At 66.9% G+C, this 14,973-nt stretch carries 13 protein-coding genes and 5 pseudogenes; 9 read left to right on the top strand and 9 right to left on the bottom strand.

The genetic code is table 11. The features are described 5' to 3' along the window. Positions 1-62: 62 nt before the first annotated feature. From rfbD to manB, 3 genes are read left to right on the top strand one after another with little or no spacing between them, the layout of a single operon-like run. The gene (gene rfbD, locus AB8998_RS23895; RefSeq protein ID WP_369740142.1) at positions 63-989 is read left to right on the top strand and encodes a dTDP-4-dehydrorhamnose reductase; all 927 of its coding nucleotides are present in this window, start codon (positions 63-65) and stop codon (positions 987-989) included. Between the two features lie 10 nt (positions 990-999). Then, positions 1,000-1,863 carry a glycosyltransferase family 2 protein gene (locus tag AB8998_RS23890; protein ID WP_369741733.1) on the top strand — a complete coding sequence of 288 codons (864 nt, stop codon included), beginning with the start codon at positions 1,000-1,002 and terminating at the stop codon, positions 1,861-1,863. A 2-nt stretch (positions 1,864-1,865) separates the two neighbouring features. Then, positions 1,866-2,942, top strand: a complete 1,077-nt coding sequence (gene manB, locus AB8998_RS23885) for a mannose-1-phosphate guanylyltransferase (protein WP_369740140.1) — start codon at positions 1,866-1,868, stop codon at positions 2,940-2,942. Here manB and AB8998_RS23880 read toward each other — a convergent pair. Together AB8998_RS23880 and AB8998_RS23875 are read right to left on the bottom strand one after the other, a co-directional pair. Further along, complete coding sequence (locus AB8998_RS23880) at positions 2,924-3,505, bottom strand: NUDIX hydrolase (protein ID WP_369740138.1); 582 nt, start codon at positions 3,503-3,505, stop codon at positions 2,924-2,926. The genes manB and AB8998_RS23880 overlap by 19 nt on opposite strands. Next, positions 3,502-4,181, bottom strand: a pseudogene (locus AB8998_RS23875) (hypothetical protein); the annotation flags it as partial. The gene AB8998_RS23880 and the pseudogene AB8998_RS23875, both read right to left, overlap by 4 nt. Positions 4,182-4,230: 49 nt before the next feature. Between AB8998_RS23875 and AB8998_RS23870 the strand changes: the two are divergent. The 3 genes from AB8998_RS23870 (at position 4,231) to AB8998_RS23860 (ending at position 6,483) form a co-directional block, all read left to right on the top strand. Further along, positions 4,231-4,530 (top strand): type II toxin-antitoxin system Phd/YefM family antitoxin, encoded by a 300-nt coding sequence (locus AB8998_RS23870; RefSeq protein ID WP_369740136.1) that lies wholly within the window; start codon positions 4,231-4,233, stop codon positions 4,528-4,530. Continuing rightward, on the top strand, positions 4,527-4,826 hold the full coding sequence (locus AB8998_RS23865; protein WP_369740135.1) for a type II toxin-antitoxin system RelE family toxin: 300 nt from the start codon (positions 4,527-4,529) through the stop codon (positions 4,824-4,826). Before AB8998_RS23870 ends, AB8998_RS23865 begins: the two co-directional genes overlap by 4 nt. 484 nt (positions 4,827-5,310) lie before the next feature. Further along, positions 5,311-6,483: an ISAs1 family transposase gene (locus AB8998_RS23860; RefSeq protein ID WP_369739817.1), complete on the top strand. Its 1,173-nt coding sequence runs from the start codon at positions 5,311-5,313 to the stop codon at positions 6,481-6,483. 206 nt (positions 6,484-6,689) lie between these two features. Here the strand turns inward: AB8998_RS23860 and AB8998_RS23855 are convergent, their stop codons facing one another. The 5 genes and pseudogenes from AB8998_RS23855 to AB8998_RS23835 all read right to left on the bottom strand — a co-directional run. Further along, positions 6,690-7,832: a hypothetical protein gene (locus tag AB8998_RS23855; protein WP_369740133.1), complete on the bottom strand. Its 1,143-nt coding sequence runs from the start codon at positions 7,830-7,832 to the stop codon at positions 6,690-6,692. 152 nt (positions 7,833-7,984) lie between these two features. Further along, positions 7,985-8,182, bottom strand: a complete 198-nt coding sequence (locus tag AB8998_RS23850) for a hypothetical protein (RefSeq protein ID WP_369740132.1) — start codon at positions 8,180-8,182, stop codon at positions 7,985-7,987. A 20-nt stretch (positions 8,183-8,202) separates the two neighbouring features. Then, positions 8,203-8,979: an IS21-like element helper ATPase IstB gene (istB, locus tag AB8998_RS23845; RefSeq protein ID WP_369740130.1), complete on the bottom strand. Its 777-nt coding sequence runs from the start codon at positions 8,977-8,979 to the stop codon at positions 8,203-8,205. Next, complete coding sequence (locus tag AB8998_RS23840) at positions 8,976-9,452, bottom strand: hypothetical protein (RefSeq protein ID WP_369740128.1); 477 nt, start codon at positions 9,450-9,452, stop codon at positions 8,976-8,978. The genes istB and AB8998_RS23840 overlap by 4 nt, the downstream gene beginning before the upstream one ends. Before the next feature lie 43 nt (positions 9,453-9,495). Next, a pseudogene (locus AB8998_RS23835) lies at positions 9,496-10,338 on the bottom strand (IS256 family transposase); the annotation flags it as partial. Between the two features lie 114 nt (positions 10,339-10,452). Here AB8998_RS23835 and AB8998_RS23830 point away from each other — a divergent pair. Then, complete coding sequence (locus tag AB8998_RS23830; protein WP_369736302.1) at positions 10,453-11,853, top strand: IS1380 family transposase; 1,401 nt, start codon at positions 10,453-10,455, stop codon at positions 11,851-11,853. 177 nt (positions 11,854-12,030) lie between these two features. Here AB8998_RS23830 and AB8998_RS23825 read toward each other — a convergent pair. Beyond that, positions 12,031-12,432, bottom strand: a pseudogene (locus tag AB8998_RS23825) (transposase); the annotation flags it as partial. A gap of 189 nt (positions 12,433-12,621) precedes the next feature. Further along, positions 12,622-13,653 (bottom strand): annotated as a pseudogene (gene istA, locus AB8998_RS23820) (IS21 family transposase); the annotation flags it as partial. A 345-nt stretch (positions 13,654-13,998) separates the two neighbouring features. Here istA and AB8998_RS23815 point away from each other — a divergent pair. Both AB8998_RS23815 and AB8998_RS23810 read left to right on the top strand, forming a co-directional pair. Next, positions 13,999-14,259: a hypothetical protein gene (locus tag AB8998_RS23815; RefSeq protein WP_369740127.1), complete on the top strand. Its 261-nt coding sequence runs from the start codon at positions 13,999-14,001 to the stop codon at positions 14,257-14,259. Then, positions 14,252-14,728 (top strand): annotated as a pseudogene (locus AB8998_RS23810) (hypothetical protein); the annotation flags it as partial. The gene AB8998_RS23815 and the pseudogene AB8998_RS23810, both read left to right, overlap by 8 nt. Between the last annotated feature and the right edge of the window lie 245 nt (positions 14,729-14,973).

Genomic DNA, 14,973 nt, shown 5'->3' with positions numbered 1-14,973 from the left:
GCGGCACAGCTGCTTCGTGGGTAGCGGCCGCCCGCGTGCCCCGGGCGTGCCAGACTCATGCCATGTCGGGCAGGATCGTGATCATCGGGGCCGGGGGCCAATTGGGGAGCACCTTGGCGGTGCTCGCGGCCGATGAGGGCCGCGACGTGCGGGCCTACACGTCGTCGCGGTGGGACATCACCGACCCGGCGGCGGCCGAACGGATCGAGCGCGGCGACGTCGTGATCAACTGCGCGGCATACACCGACGTCGACGGCGCCGAGAGCGACCAGGACCGCGCCCACGCCGTCAACGCCGCCGGGCCCGGATACCTGGCGCAGGCGTGCGCACGGGCGGGTGCCCGGCTGATCCACGTCTCCACCGACTACGTGTTCGGCGGCGAGGTCTCCGGCGGTGACCCCGCGCACGTCGCGTCGCGCCCCTACGAGCCGAGCGACCCCACCGCGCCGGCGGGCGTGTACGGCCACACCAAGCTCGCCGGCGAGCGGGCCGTGCTGGCGGCGCTGCCGGACGCCCGGCAGGGCGTGGTCGTGCGCACCGCCTGGGTCTACACCGGCGGCACCGGCAAGGACTTCGTCGCAATCATGCGCCGGCTGGCCGCCGGCGACGGTCCGGTGAACGTCGTCGACGATCAGACCGGCTCGCCGACCTACGTGGGCGACCTGGCCGCCGCGCTGCTGCAGGTGGCCGACGACGGCGTGCCCGGCCCGGTCCTGCACGCCGCCAACGAGGGTGCGGTGTCCCGGTTCGAGCAGGCCCGGGCGGTCTTCGAGGAGTGCGGCGCCGACCCGTCGCGGGTGCGGCCGGTCAGCACCGCGCAGTTTCCCCGGCCGGCCCCGCGGCCGGTCTACTCCGCGCTGGGCGGCGAACAATCCCGGGCGGCGGGCCTGCGCCCGCTGCGGCCCTGGCGCGAGGCGCTGGTCGCGGCGCTGGCGGCGGCTGGCGGCGTCGCCGCGGGCGACCGACCGTTACCCTCGACGCGTGACTGACGTCGTACCGGTGGTCACGGTGACCTACTCGCCGGGCCCGCACCTGGAGCGTTTCCTGGCCTCGTTGTCGCTGGCCACGGATCGTCCGGTCGAGGTGCTGCTGGCCGACAACGGCTCCACCGACGGGACCCCGCAGGAGGCGGTGGAGCGCTACCCGAACGTGCGCCTGTTCGAGACCGGGGCCAACCTCGGATACGGCACCGCGGTGAACCGCGCCGTCGACCGGCTGGGCGACGACAACGACTGGGTGATCGTGGCCAACCCGGACGTGCAGTGGGGTCCGGGCAGCATCGACGCGCTGCTGGACGCCGCCAACCGGTGGCCGCGGGCGGGCGCGCTCGGCCCGCTGATCCGGGACCCCGACGGGTCGGTGTACCCCTCGGCGCGCCACCTGCCCAGCCTGGTCCGCGGCGGCATGCACGCCGTGGTCGGGCCGTTCTGGAAGCGCAATCCCTGGACGGCGGCCTACCGCCAGGAGCGGCTGGAGCCCAGCGAGCGGCCGGTCGGCTGGCTGTCCGGGTCGTGCCTGCTGCTGCGCCGGTCGGCCTTCCGCCAGGTCGGCGGGTTCGACGAGCGCTACTTCATGTACATGGAGGACGTCGACCTCGGCGACCGGCTGGGCAGGGCCGGCTGGTGCAGCGTCTACGTGCCCTCGGCCGAAGTGCTGCACCACCGCGGCCACTCCACCGGGCACGACCCGGCGAATCATCTGACGGCGCATCACAAGAGCACCTACATCTTCCTGGCGGACCGGCATTCCGGATGGTGGCGGGCACCCCTGCGCTGGACGCTGCGCGGGTCGCTTCAGGTGCGTTCCCGCCTGATGGTGCGCAATTCGCTGCGCAGCAGACGACGCAACGTGGAAGGGCGCTAGAGGTGGCAAAAACCCCGGTCGACGCGGTGATCCTGGTTGGCGGCAAGGGCACGCGGCTGCGGCCGCTGACGCTGTCGGCGCCCAAGCCGATGCTGCCGACCGCGGGGCTGCCCTTCCTGACCCATCTGCTGTCGCGGGTCGCCGCGGCCGGCATCGAGCACGTGGTCCTCGGCACGTCGTACCGGGCCGAGGTGTTCGAGGCCGAGTTCGGCGACGGGTCCAAGCTGGGCCTGCAGATCGAGTACGTGACCGAGCCGAACCCGCTGGGGACCGGCGGCGGCATCGCCAACGTCGCGCCGAAGCTGCGTCACGAGACCGCGATGGTGTTCAACGGCGACGTGTTGTCCGGCGCCGACCTGGGCGAGCTGCTCGCGTTCCACCACGCCAAGCAGGCCGACGTCACGCTGCACCTGGTGCGGGTCGGCGACCCGCGGGCGTTCGGCTGTGTGCCCACCGACGAGGACAACCGCGTCGTCGCGTTCCTGGAGAAGACCGAGGACCCGCCGACCGACCAGATCAACGCCGGCTGCTACGTCTTCCAGCGCGAGGTGATCGACCGGATTCCCCGGGGCCGCGAGGTCTCCGTCGAACGCGAGGTCTTCCCGGCCCTGCTGGCCGACGACCTCGAGGTGTGCGGCTACGTCGACGCCACCTACTGGCGCGACATGGGCACTCCGGAGGACTTCGTGCGCGGGTCGGCGGACCTGGTCCGCGGCATCGCCCCGTCCCCGGCGCTGCACGGCCACCGCGGCGAGCAGTTGGTCCACGACGGCGCTGCGGTGTCGCCCGGGGCGGTGCTCATCGGCGGCACGGTCGTCGGGCGGGGTGCAGAGATCGGTCCCGGGGCGCGACTGGACGGCGCGGTGATCTTCGACGGCGTCAAGGTCGAGGCCGGCAGCGTCATCGAACGCTCGATCATCGGCTTCGGGGCGCGCGTCGGTCCGCGGGCCCTGATCCGCGACGGGGTGATCGGCGACGGCGCCGACATCGGCGCGCGCTGCGAGCTGCTGCGCGGCGCCCGCGTCTGGCCCGGCGTGACCATTCCCGACGGCGGGATCCGCTACTCCTCGGACGTCTGAGCCCCGCATCGGCGGCCCACGGCGCGGGCGACCAGGTAGGCCAGCGCGTGGTCGGCGCCCTCGGGCAGCCCGTCGGCCGGGAACCACCGCAGGTCCAGCGACTCGTCGCTGATCGCGACCCGCGCGCCGGCCGGCGCGCGCGCCACGAACTGCAGGTCCAGGTGCCGGGTCGGCACGCCCAGCGAGCACACGACGGGGTGGACGTGCACGGCCGCCAGTTCGGGCTCGAGGCGCAGACCGGCGATGCCGGACTCCTCGGTGGCCTCGCGCAGCGCGGCGGCGGCGATGTCCGCGTCGTCCTGGCCGCCCGCGTCCCCGTCGTTGCAGTGCCCGCCCATCTGCACCCAGCGGCGCAGCCGGTGGTGCAGGGTCAGCAGCACCTTGCCGCCGGTGTCGTCGAGCACCAGCGCCGACGCGGTGACGTGGCCGGGTACGCAGTCGCGGCGGCAGGCGTCGGGGCGGGCGTGCAGGAAGGCCAGGACGGCGTGGCGCACCGCATCCTGGCATTCGTCGGGCGCCCGCCAGTCGGTGAGGATCGAGATCGCCGAGTCGCGAACGCTCACCGCGCCACCCGCCCGGTCCGGCGGTCGCGCAGCGCCGACCACGCCGCGCGGCAGCCGGCCACGTCGTCGGCGGGCCAGCCGAGCCGGTCGATCAGCACGCGGCGATCGACGATGTCGAGGGCCTTGCCGAACTCGCCGGCGTTGAGCAGCAGGTCGACGTCGACGGCGAGTTCGCCGTCGGCGCGGGACGGCGGCGGGATGGGCAGCTGCTCGGCTTCGGCGGGTTCGAGTTCCAGGATTCCCCCACCGTAGCTGCGGCCCATGATCTCGGCGAAGGCGAACGTCGCGCTGTTGTGGAACGCCGCGGCCAGCGCCGCCGGGTCGGCCCCCGGCCGCCGGACCCGGTGCACGGTGTGGCCGGTCACGATGCCCATGTCCACACCTCGGCCACCTCGCCGAGCCGGGTCATGGTGCCGGATTCCCTGAGCCGTCGCAGCAGGCGGATCGCGTCGGGCTCGAGGAAGTAGGCGGTCCACCTCTCCCGCTCGTGCAGCAGCGCGGGAGCGGAGGCGACGTCGAGGTCCGCGCCGGTGAGGGCGTCGGCGTCGCCGAGGTGGACGGTGTGCACCCGGGCCGGGCTCGCACCCGCGATCCCGCAGAACAACACGACCTACTGCAGCACACCGCCGAACAGCAACCGCTGAAAGGTGAGACGGGTGTGGCAACGCTGACGATTTGGTCAGGATTGGTCTGAACATAGACTAGTAGTGGCTATAATCCGAGCTATGACGATTGCCGCGACACCCGTGCCGTTGTCTGAAGCTAAGGCTCGCCTCTCTGAGCTAGCCAGGCGAGTACGCCAGCAACACGAGCGCATCACCCTGACCCGCAACGGAGAAGCAGAGGCTGTCTTGTTGTCGGTGGATGACCTTGAGGGCATGGAAATGACGTTGGAAATCCTCGGTGACGCGGACACCGTTGCGCGAATTACCGAGAGCCTAGCAGCTCTGCGGCGTGGCGAACGTGGCGCTGACCTGGCCACAGTTCGCCAGGATTTGGCACGTCGCCGCGTCACAGGGGCGTGACCGAACCTGCGCAGCGGTACGAGATCCGTTTCCAGCCTGCCGCACGGAGGGCGATTGCCAATCGGCTTCCGGAAGCTGTCTCCGCCGCCGTGCTCGAGTTTTGCGATTCCGCGCTGGCGGCCAACCCTCAACGTGTCGGAAAACCGTTGTTTGGCCCGCTCGCCGGGTGTCACGGCGCCCGCCGTGGCACCTATCGGATCGTTTACCAGATCGACGACAACAGCCGCATAGTCCACGTTCTCGACGTCGATCACCGGTCAGATATCTACCGCCGCACACAAGGTGACAAGTCCTAACCGCGGCGCCGGTCCCACGCCTGTAGCAGTCCGCGGCCCATCACCGCAGCACGCTGAAACTCACCCGCTCCGCATCAACTGACGTCGCCAAGCTCCGAGAATGCAAGAGGGTAGATTACCGGCTTGCCACTAACCTCGGAGCGGTGTGCCGCCCTAGGGAATTCGCTGGTCAAGATGGGCAACTACGGCAGAGAAGTCTGAGGTGCCGGCGCGTCGCCAATCTACCCGCTAATCAAACGCTCGCCTGCGGACCTGTTGGCGGAATGATGAACGCGGTCATTTCGGGCGCCCGAATACCGCACATTGCCATCTCGTCGTGCCGCACTCTGTTTCTGCATCTGAGCTGAGCGGGCCTCGTGCCAGATATGCGCCCACTGGGGTATGGCCAGGGTGCCGGAAAAGTTGATGCGTAGTGCTGTGACCTTGGCTGTTATCGCCGCGTGACCGGCGTGGCGTATGTGGCGGGTGTGACTAACGGGTTTGGATGCAGGTTGCGAATCCATCCATCCGAACCCGAGGTCACACCCGCGTGCCATCTTCTCCTACGCCGCCTGCCGATGCGAATCCGACGCGCCACGAACGACTGCTGAGTGTCCTCAACACGGTGCCCGACCCACGTGACCGACGCGGGGTGCGTTACTCGTTGGTCGGGGTGCTCGCACTGGCGGTCACAGCTACCTTGGCCGGGTGCCGCTCGTTCGCGGCGATCGGTCAGTGGGCCGCAGAGACCGCAATTGACAATCTGGCCTCGTTCGGACTCACCAGCGGTAGCGTTCCGGACGAATCGACGTTGAGAAAGTTGTTCGCCCGCATCGATGCCGACGCCCTCGACCGGGCGTTGGGCACATGGATGTGGACGCGAACCTTCACCGTCGAGCAACGCCGGGTGATCGCGTTGGACGGCAAGACCCTGCGAGGTGCGCGCACCCGCCCCGACGGTAAGGCGCCGCAGCTGGTCGCCGCGTTCGACCATGGTGCCGGTGCGGTGCTCGGGCAGGTGGCCATCGACGCAAAGAGCAACGAAATACCTGCTGTGCGAACACTGTTGGGACAGTTCGATCTGGAAGGGGCGGTGGTGACCCTTGATGCGATGCACACCCAGACCGACACTGCCACCGCGATCACCGGGGCGGGTGGGGACTACGTGTTCACGGTCAAGGCGAACATGCCCACCCTGCACCAGACGCTCAAGAAGCTGCCGTGGAAGGACATGCCCGCGCACACCGCCACGACTGTTGAGCGTGGCCGGCGGGTCACCCGAACGATCAAGGTCGCCGACGCTCCCGACTGGATCGACTTTCCCGACGCAGCCCAAGTCGCCCAACTGCGCCGCACCGTCACCGACAAAGCAACCAAAACCGTCGAGGTCGTCTACCTGATCACCTCAGCAAACCACACGGCGGCGCCGCCGCAGCGACTCGCCGCCTGGGTACAGGGCCACTGGAGCATAGAAAATCGCCTTCACTGGGTCCGAGACGTCACTTTCGCCGAGGACGGATCACAGGTACGTACCGGTCAAGCGCCACGCGTGATGGCCACCTGCCGCAACCTCGCCATCGGAATACTCCGCATCACCGGATGGGACAACATCGCCGCCGGCCTCCGCCACCACGCCAGACACCCAGATCACGCCCTCAAATTGATCCTGACCTCATGAGACGTGACTTTTCCGGGACCCTGGGGGTATGGCGGACTCGGGTCGCGAATCGCCGAACTCTCCAAGCAAGAGGCGTTGGTCGAGACCATCACCGACCAGGGCAGGTTCGCCTGCCGACAAGCCGGCACTGAGGCGGGGAACCGCTTTCCCGGGGGGTCACTTCGAATCATGATGGGGCGCCCCGTCTCTCCTCAGGCGCGCGCGGATTACCTGTTGGGGACGTTTCGCCAGCCCTCGGCGCTGCTCCAGAGAAGGACGCGCGGCGAGTACGCGGGCGCCAGCCAGAGATAATCGAGGTAGTCCGGAACGGGCGGCCGCGCGGATGGCAGCGCCTTTCCGAACGTCAATCCCGCACCAAGGGCGGCCGGCAGCGCGGAGTCGTGCAGCGGGATGAACAGGTGGCGTTCATCGACGTTGGGTTCGTCGCGCAGCTTCTCGAAGTGTTCCGTGATGTGTGCGGCCTGGAACGCCGCGCGGAGTTCGTCGGCGAACCCGGTCAGAGATTCGTCAACCCAGCCCCCGGGAGACGCCGGCACCACCCTGGCATCGCGGCCCTGCGAAGAAAGGTCCGAAAGGCCGATCATGCTGCAGCCTGACGCCTCGACAAGCCACCGAAGATCGGGGTCTGCCGATGGTCCCCAACCGAGCTGGCTGGTCTCGGGATACTCGACCTTCGCGGCCTCACAGATCTGGATGATGTTTTGATAGCAGTTCCTGAGCCGCTGCATCGCGGCGAATGAGCCCACCTCGATACGCCACATCCACTGGCCTGGCAGTGGCCACTTGTGGTTTTGGCGCGCAAGCAGACTCGCCGTTTTGAGCGCATCCGGGTCGCCGAGGTTCGTCACCTCAAACGCGGCCCTGCGACCGTCTGTCAGAGTCAGCAGGACATCGACGACACCCTGGCGCCCGTCGACATCCCACGCCTCAGCGACCGCAACGTCGAGGGTTCGCACGGCGACCATGCAAGCCGCGCGTTCTTGCCGGCTCAAATCCTCCATCCGGATCAGGGTCGGGCTGTCATTCACGCAAATATGAGTTTCGTCAAGCGTTTTGGCCCCACCAATCTGCATGAATTTTGGCCCCGGGCCTTGGTGTTGGGGCTTTGATCGTTTGGTAGCTGGTTGAGCGGCAGCGAGGTGTGCTGCGTGTTGGTGGGCGGTGTCGAGTTCGGTGGCGGTGTGCTGGGCTTGCTCGATGGCGTGTTGAAGGCTGCTGGTCAGTGCCCGCATCGCCGAGGCGAGGTCGGGCTGCGGTGAAAGTGAGTCCAGGGTCAGCCGGCCGTCTCGGTGCTGGTGTGCAAGCCAGCGGGTGAGCTGGGTGAGCAGCTGGCCGAGCATGCCGGTCATGGCTGCCAGGGTGGCGATGATTTCGGCGGCATCGGCGGGATAGACGAGGTCCTTGCTGGTCGGGTGGGTGCGGCGGTTGAGCTCGTGGATCGCGTTCGCGGCCCGGTCGGCCAGTTGACCGGCGCTGAGATGGTCGGTGATTGTGTCTGGCATCAGTACGCCGGTTCGTCGTTGACACGTTCCGGCGAGATCAGCCGGTCGAGGGTGACGCGCAGGCCGGTGAGGTCGTAGCCGTGCTTGGCCAGCAGCGAGTCGAGTTGGTCTTGTTCAAGGTCGATCCAGTCGCGTAGACAGTCCAGCAGATCGGCGAGTTCGGAGGCGTCGGCGCTGTTGAGGGTGATGGTTGGCATGGTCGTTTTCCTTTCGCCGCTCAGGTGGTTTTCTTGGTTGGCCGGGTCGTGCTGGTGCGTAGCCGGTAGGACTGGGTGCCGGTTTCGAGGATGTGGGCGTTGAAGGTGATTCGGTCCACGATCGCGGCGACCAGGCGAGGGTCGGCCACGACGGTTCCCCACTCGCTGAACGGGAGGTTGGTGCCGATGCCGATGCTGGCGTGTTCGTCTCGTTCGGTGATGATCTGGAAGAGCAGTTCGGCTCCGCGGGTGTCGATCTGGACGTAGCCGAGTTCGTCGAGCAGCAGCAGATCCAGGCGGGCGTAACGACCGACGACGCGGGAGAGTTGCCGGGCGTCGGCGGCCTCGACGAGCTCGTTGACCAGCGCTGCGGTGCTCACGTAGCGAACCCGGCGGCCTTGTTCACAGGCGGCCAGGCCCAGTCCGATGAGCAGATGTGTTTTGCCGGTGCCGGAGTCGCCGAGCAGCACTAGGGGTTGCCCGGCGTCGATCCAGGCGCCACTGGCCAAAGTGGCCAGCTGCGCGGCGGTCACCGATGGCACTGCCTCGGTGTTGAAATCGGCGAGCCGTTTGAGGCGGGGGAACTTCGCTTCACTGATGCGTCGGGCGCGGCGCCGATCGTTGCGGTCGTCGACTTCGGCGGACAGGACTTCAGCCAAAAACCCGAGGTGGGTTTGGCGTTCCCGCACGGCGATCTCGGCGAGTCGGGCGGCTTCGTCACGGACGGTGGGTAGGTGCAATTCACGGGCCGCGGCACCGATAGCGGCTTGGGCGGCGTCCTGGGTCCGGGTGCTCATGGTGCGCTTTGGGTCGTTGCGCTGGTGGCCAGAAGGTCGTCGTAGCCGGTCAGTGTCGGGGCGGGCCGGTCGTAGCGGGCCAGTGCACCGATTGGGATGACCGGCGCGAGCGCACCGCCGGCGTGGCGGCGGGCATCGATCAGCACGGCCTGCGGGTCCAGCGTGGCGGCGTTGATCGCTTTATCCATCGCGGCGATCACCGCTGTGGCGGGCAGGCTGCGATGGGCGAGCAGGACTTCGATCAACGCCCGGGTGCCCGCCTGGTCGCCGCGTTCGCGGCGGGCGGCGTCCCAATACCGTTGGTGGGTAACGGTAAACACCCCGCAGGCCTTGGCTTGAGCCAGCGCTGTGGCCCCCGGCAGTGCACCCGGTTTGATCTTGAGCACTTCCAGGTAGTGATCCAAGACGAGGACCTGGGCGTATTTGCCGACCACTCGCTCGTGGGCGGCCACCACTTGGGCGGAGCCTGTCACGATTTCTGTGTAAGTCAGAGGTGATTTGACTACGAGTTGTATTCTAGCACAATGGGATTCGCCCAGGGAATAGTCTGGCGAGTGTGTTGAGCGCCACAGTCCAGTTGTGCGTTCCAGTACCCGAATAGCCTCCTCTCTCGCTGGAGATGTTGCGCAGCCCGAGGTACAGCAACTTCATCGCGGCGTCCTTGTCCGTGAAATGACCACGGTTCTTGGTGATCTTGCGCAACTGGAAGTTGATCGACTCGATCGCATTGGTGGTGTAGACGATCTTGCGCAACTCCACCGGATAGTCCAGGAACGGAACGAATTCCCCCCAGGCGTTGTGCCACACGTCAATTGCACCCGGATATTGGGCGCCGAATTGCTGGTCGAACTCCTTGAGTGCGAGTTCGGCTCCATCGACGGTCGGCGCACTGTAGATCGCCCGCATCGCGGTGGCGACCTTCTTGCGGTCCTTATAAGACACGAAGCGCATCGCATTCCTAATGACGTGCACGACGCAGGTCTGCACCACGGTATCGGGATAGATCGAGCGGATCGCATCAGGCAGACCGGTCAGCCCGTCGCAGCAGGCGATGAGGATGTCGCGCACCCCGCGGTTGCGCAGGTCGATGACGACCTTCTGCCAGAACTTCGCCCCCTCGGAGTCCTGGATCCAGCAGCCCAAGGCGTGTTTGCGGCCCTCCAGATCCACGCCAATGGCCAAATAGGCGACCTTGGTGGTGATGACCCCGTTGTCGCCGATCCGCAGCCGCAGCCCATCGATGTAGAGGATCGGGTAGACCTCATCGAGCGGGCGGGCCTGCCAGGCCTTGATCTCATCGACCACCACCTCGGTGATATTGGAGATCAACTCCCGCGACACCGACGCCCCATAGACCTGGATTTTTCATCGAATGTGGAGCTCAGGGGTGTCGTTAACGTGAAAGGTGCACTGCCGCAAGGATAATCGGAGTATTCGAGGCTCGGTTATCCAGGATGGGAGTGCACCTGTCAGATGCAGGCTACTACGGATTGGTCGAAGAATGTCCGAGTTGAGGTCCGTGGCGACGACGTGGTCGGGCACGCCGGTAACGTGATACCCCGGTTGCTGGCCGACAATCTGGGTTTGACCAGCGGTTTGTCGTCGGTGCTGTCGCGCCCAGAAGTCACCCACGACCGAGGCGCGGTGTTGCGCGATGTGGCGGTATCGATCGCCGGCGGCGCGCAGAACCTGGCCGGCACCGCGGTGCTGCGCGATCAGCACCGGTTGTTTCAGGCGGTGGCGTCGGTTCCGACGATGTGGCGGTCCCTGGGCGAGATCGACGAGCAGAGCATCACCGAGGTCACGGCCGTGCGCAACAAGGTCCGCTCTCGGGTGTGGGAGGCGATCGAGGCCCGCCACGGTGCGATCCCGGCTTCGCAGACCTGCTATGGGGACCTCGGGGACACGATCGTGATCCGCATCGACGCGTCGCTGATTCAGTCGCACAGCGATAAGCAGCACGCCGCAGGCAATTTCAAAGGCGGGTTTGGCTTCCACCCGCTGTTGGCGTGGTGTGACAACACCGGCGAACTGCTGGCGGTGATCGCCCGTGCAGGCAACGCCGGCTCGAACACCGCGGCCGATCATATCGCGATCATCGACGCCGCGATCGCGGCGATCCCGGCCAAGTGGCGCCGCAAGTTGCTGGTCACCATCGACGGCGCGGGTTCAAGCCACGCCGTCGTCGAACACCTGGAGAAACTCAATGCCCGGCCGGGGATGTCAGTGGGCTACTCGGTCGGATTCGACCTCGATGAGCGGGTCCGGGTCGCGATCGGCCAGATGCCCGATGCGGGATGGCAAGCCGCACTGGATGCCACCGGAGCGGCCCGTGACGACGCCCAGGTCGCCGAGTTGACCGGGCTGCTGCGCCACAGCACCGGAGGGGATCGGCTGGTCGGCTGGCCGGCCGGCATGCGCATCCTGGTGCGGCGCGAAGAAATCGAACACGGCACCCAGTTGTCATTGTTCGAGCAGCTGGCCGGCTACCGCTACCAGGTCCTCGCCACCTCGACTGCCGGTGGACAACCCCAGCGACTGGAAGCCCGCCACCGCGTCCACGCCCGGGTGGAGGGCTTCATCCGCACCGGCAAAGACACCGGCCTGGCCCGCTGGCCCTCACACTCGTTCGCCATCAACACCGCTTGGGTCACCGCCGTCGCGATCGCCATCGACCTGCTGTGCTGGATGCGACTGCTACTCCTGGACGGCCCACTGGCCAAAGCCGAACCCGCCACCCTGCGCTACCGGCTGCTGCACGCCGCGGCCCGGCTGATCAAACGATCCCGCTACCTGATCCTGCGGATCCCCCAAACCTGGCCCTGGGCACAAGAATTCGCCGACGCCCTCAACAGGGTCCGCGCCATACCCTGACCCACAGGCCCCTATGCCCTCTCGACCCCAAGAAAGGAGTAACCACCCCCGGGATAAAGGACCCGGCGTCACCGCACGACACGCGGCGCCGCCGCCTACCCCCAGCCTCAAAACCTCGACAAAGCTGCCGCCCCGCAGACCGCCACAGCAGAACCCGGGCCACCGTGAAATTCTGAGGTAGACCTCCTGCAGGTGGGCTTCGATATCGCGGGTGGTCATTCCCCGTGAATACAGCGACAACACCACCGAATTGATGTTGTTGAGCCGGCGGGTCTTCTTCGGCACAATCGCCGGCTCAAACGAGCCGTTGCGATCACGCGGCGCATCGATCTGCACCGGGCCGTTGACGGTGGTCACCGTTTTCGGCGTGGTGCCGTTGCGCGAATTTCCCGATCCGCGTCCGGCCGGATCGCCGGCCTCATAGCCCAGATGGTGGGTTAGCTCCGCATTCAGCGCCCGCTCCAGCACGGCCTTAGTCAGCTGGTTCAGCAAACCGTCCGCGCCGTCGATCGGGGTCCCGGTCTTCACCGCATCCTTAATCAACGAGTCCAGCGTCTCTTCGGTGAACATCTCGGCCAGCCGCCGCGCCGCGGTCGTCTCCTCAGCCGGCATCTGCATGGTCTTGGTCACAAAACACTCCTTCTGTCCGCCCAACGGCGGTCCGATGATGGACCACCCCGGACTTACACAGATGGAATGACACGCCCCTTGGGCGCCGTCGAGAACCTCGACCCGGCTCGCCGACAGTCGCACCGGTAGCCGCCGCCCGGCATAGCGCACCGGCACCGAGTAGTAGCACTGCCGCACACAGACCCGCGCCCGGGTGTCCACCCGGGCTGCCAGCAGCCGGGCGGTGTCGAACCGCTCATCGGGCAGGGATGCCAGGTGCGGGCATTCAGCGGCGAACGCCGCGCCGATGGTGACCGGGCGGCCGGTGATCACCCGGGCGTCATCAGCCCAATCGGCAACGGCGATCAAGTCGTTGAGCTCAGCCAACGACGCGACCTTGGGCACCGGCACCAGATGCCGACGGCGGAACCTGCCGATCTCGCCTTCCACGCCGCCCTTCTCGTGGGCACCGTCCTTGCCCGGGGTGCAAAAGAACCCGTCGAAACCGTAGTGGCTGCGCAGGGCAATGAACCGTTCGGACTCGGCCCGGTCGCGGCCACGCAGCACACGCACCACCGCGGGCTTGAGGTTGTCGTAGCGGATCCTGGCGGGCAGCGCACCGAAATGCTCGAAGGCCAGCACGTGTCCTTCCAGGAACGCCTCCTGAGCCTGGGTGACGAAAGCAACGTGGAATGCCTTGCCCGAGTGCGACAGGCGCATCACGAACATCCACACCTTGGTCAACAACCCGGCGATGGTGGCGTAGAACTCGCCGAAGTCGACCTCGGCTTCGGCCCCCGGGGCGTGGGTCTGGGGCACCATCACCTCGACCTTGTCCAGACCCAGCTCGCTTTTGCGGTGGGTGACGTAGCGCGACACGGTCACCTCGGCCATCTGCGCGCCGTGCTCGGCGACCAGCCGTTGCCAGATCCGACGTGCGGTATGTCGCTGCTTGGGCGGCACCTCGCGGTCGCCCAGCAGCCAGGAGTCGATCACCTCGACATACGGATCTATCGCCGGCCGTGGCCGGCTCGCGTAGGCCTTGCGCGGCGGCGGGATCGCCGAGGCCAACGCCTGGCGCACCGTGCGCCGGTGCACCCGATGCCGCTGGGCCAACTCCCGAATCGACAACTCCTCAACCCGGTTGTCACGCCTGATCTGTTCGAACAGCTCCACCCTCGACCGTGCCATTCCCAACCTCCACGTCGATGACGATTGACGTGGAAATCGCATCCCGGGTGGGGCCAATATTCGCGACGACACGCTGACCCCACCGCGCAGCGGATCACCGCCCAGGTGGAGCCAAAATTCATGAAGAAAAACGGCTCTACTGGGGCCAACTCAGGTGATCACACGCACAAATAAACCTAGGACGGACCTGCGGCCACGTCGATCCGTGTTCCGCCTAGCTCTCCTCGGGGCGGCTCGATCGCCAGCGCATGCGGCAGCTGCGGCGCAGACACATCTTCTCTAAAACCCTTTACCTTGTCGCGCGTTAGTCAATACTATTGACACATCGCAATGGATAAGAGGATCATGGGCGGCGACAACGACATCAGCGACATCATCAAGTGGGCCGAATCGCAAAAGTGGACCGTCGAGATCGACAGCAAAGGTTACCGACGCTTCATCGACCCGCAGGGAAACTTCGTCGTCAGCTACCCGGCGACACCGAGCAACCCGCGACGTCGACGGACAGATGTCCTGGTGGCAGTCAAGAAGGCCGGATTGCCTTGGCCCGCGCCGAGCAAGAAGGAACAACGGTCACAGCGACGGAAGGAGGGTCCTAGTGAGTGAAGACTGGGTGGTCACGTTGACGTTCGACGTTGATCCGTCGATGGAGCGCATTGATGCGTGGGAGGCCGAGCTCGGGTGCATGGACGGCTCGGTGGCGCGTATCCCGGAGCGCGGAGTGGACGTGACCGTATATGCGCCCGGCGATTTCAACATGTTCGAGGCTGTCGGGAAGATGTCGGCCGAAATCGCGCACGTGGTACAGGCTGAGCCAGTCGGCATGGAGGCTGTTCGGGAATCCGAGTGGCACCGGCGCGCGGAGGCACCGACGATGCCCGAGCTGATGTCAGCCGCCGAGATCGCTGAGACGTTGGGTCTTTCGCGGCAGCGCGTTCACCAGCTGCGAGCCATCCGGGCGTTCCCGGAGCCGTTGGCGGAGCTGCGCGGTGGCGCGGTGTGGGACGCGGCCGCGGTGCGGAAGTTCGGCCAGGAGTGGACACGTAAGCCCGGCCGGCCGCGAGCCGAAGATGCCACAGGCGGCGATTGATCAGGACGTGATGGATCGTGCGTTCGAGGTGTAAGGGGCGCTGGCCGTGGAAGATCTACACCGCACGGTGAAGCCTGGTGATCTGCTCGTCGCCGCCGCTGCCGAACGTGCCCGGCTCGTGGTGCTGCACTACGACCGTTGACTTCATCGGATAGCGACGATCACCGGCCAGCCCACGGAATGGGTGGCACCATCAGGAATCGTCGACTAGAGATAGGGGCCGCCTGGCG

This window comes from Mycobacterium sp. HUMS_12744610, assembly GCF_041206865.1.
In the GTDB taxonomy this organism is placed as follows: domain Bacteria; phylum Actinomycetota; class Actinomycetes; order Mycobacteriales; family Mycobacteriaceae; genus Mycobacterium; species Mycobacterium servetii.
This window is presented reverse-complemented; position numbering and strand designations above follow the sequence as displayed.

Coding starts and splice junctions, on each gene's coding strand:
- rfbD (WP_369740142.1), top strand. CDS start 63: ATGTCGGGCAGGATCGTGATCATCGGGGCCGGGGGCCAATTGGGGAGC.
- AB8998_RS23870 (WP_369740136.1), top strand. CDS start 4,231: ATGACGATTGCCGCGACACCCGTGCCGTTGTCTGAAGCTAAGGCTCGC.
- AB8998_RS23860 (WP_369739817.1), top strand. CDS start 5,311: ATGCAGGTTGCGAATCCATCCATCCGAACCCGAGGTCACACCCGCGTG.
- AB8998_RS23855 (WP_369740133.1), bottom strand. CDS start 7,832: ATGACCGGCATGCTCGGCCAGCTGCTCACCCAGCTCACCCGCTGGCTT.
- AB8998_RS23850 (WP_369740132.1), bottom strand. CDS start 8,182: ATGCCAACCATCACCCTCAACAGCGCCGACGCCTCCGAACTCGCCGAT.
- istB (WP_369740130.1), bottom strand. CDS start 8,979: ATGAGCACCCGGACCCAGGACGCCGCCCAAGCCGCTATCGGTGCCGCG.
- AB8998_RS23830 (WP_369736302.1), top strand. CDS start 10,453: ATGCAGGCTACTACGGATTGGTCGAAGAATGTCCGAGTTGAGGTCCGT.
- AB8998_RS23815 (WP_369740127.1), top strand. CDS start 13,999: ATGGGCGGCGACAACGACATCAGCGACATCATCAAGTGGGCCGAATCG.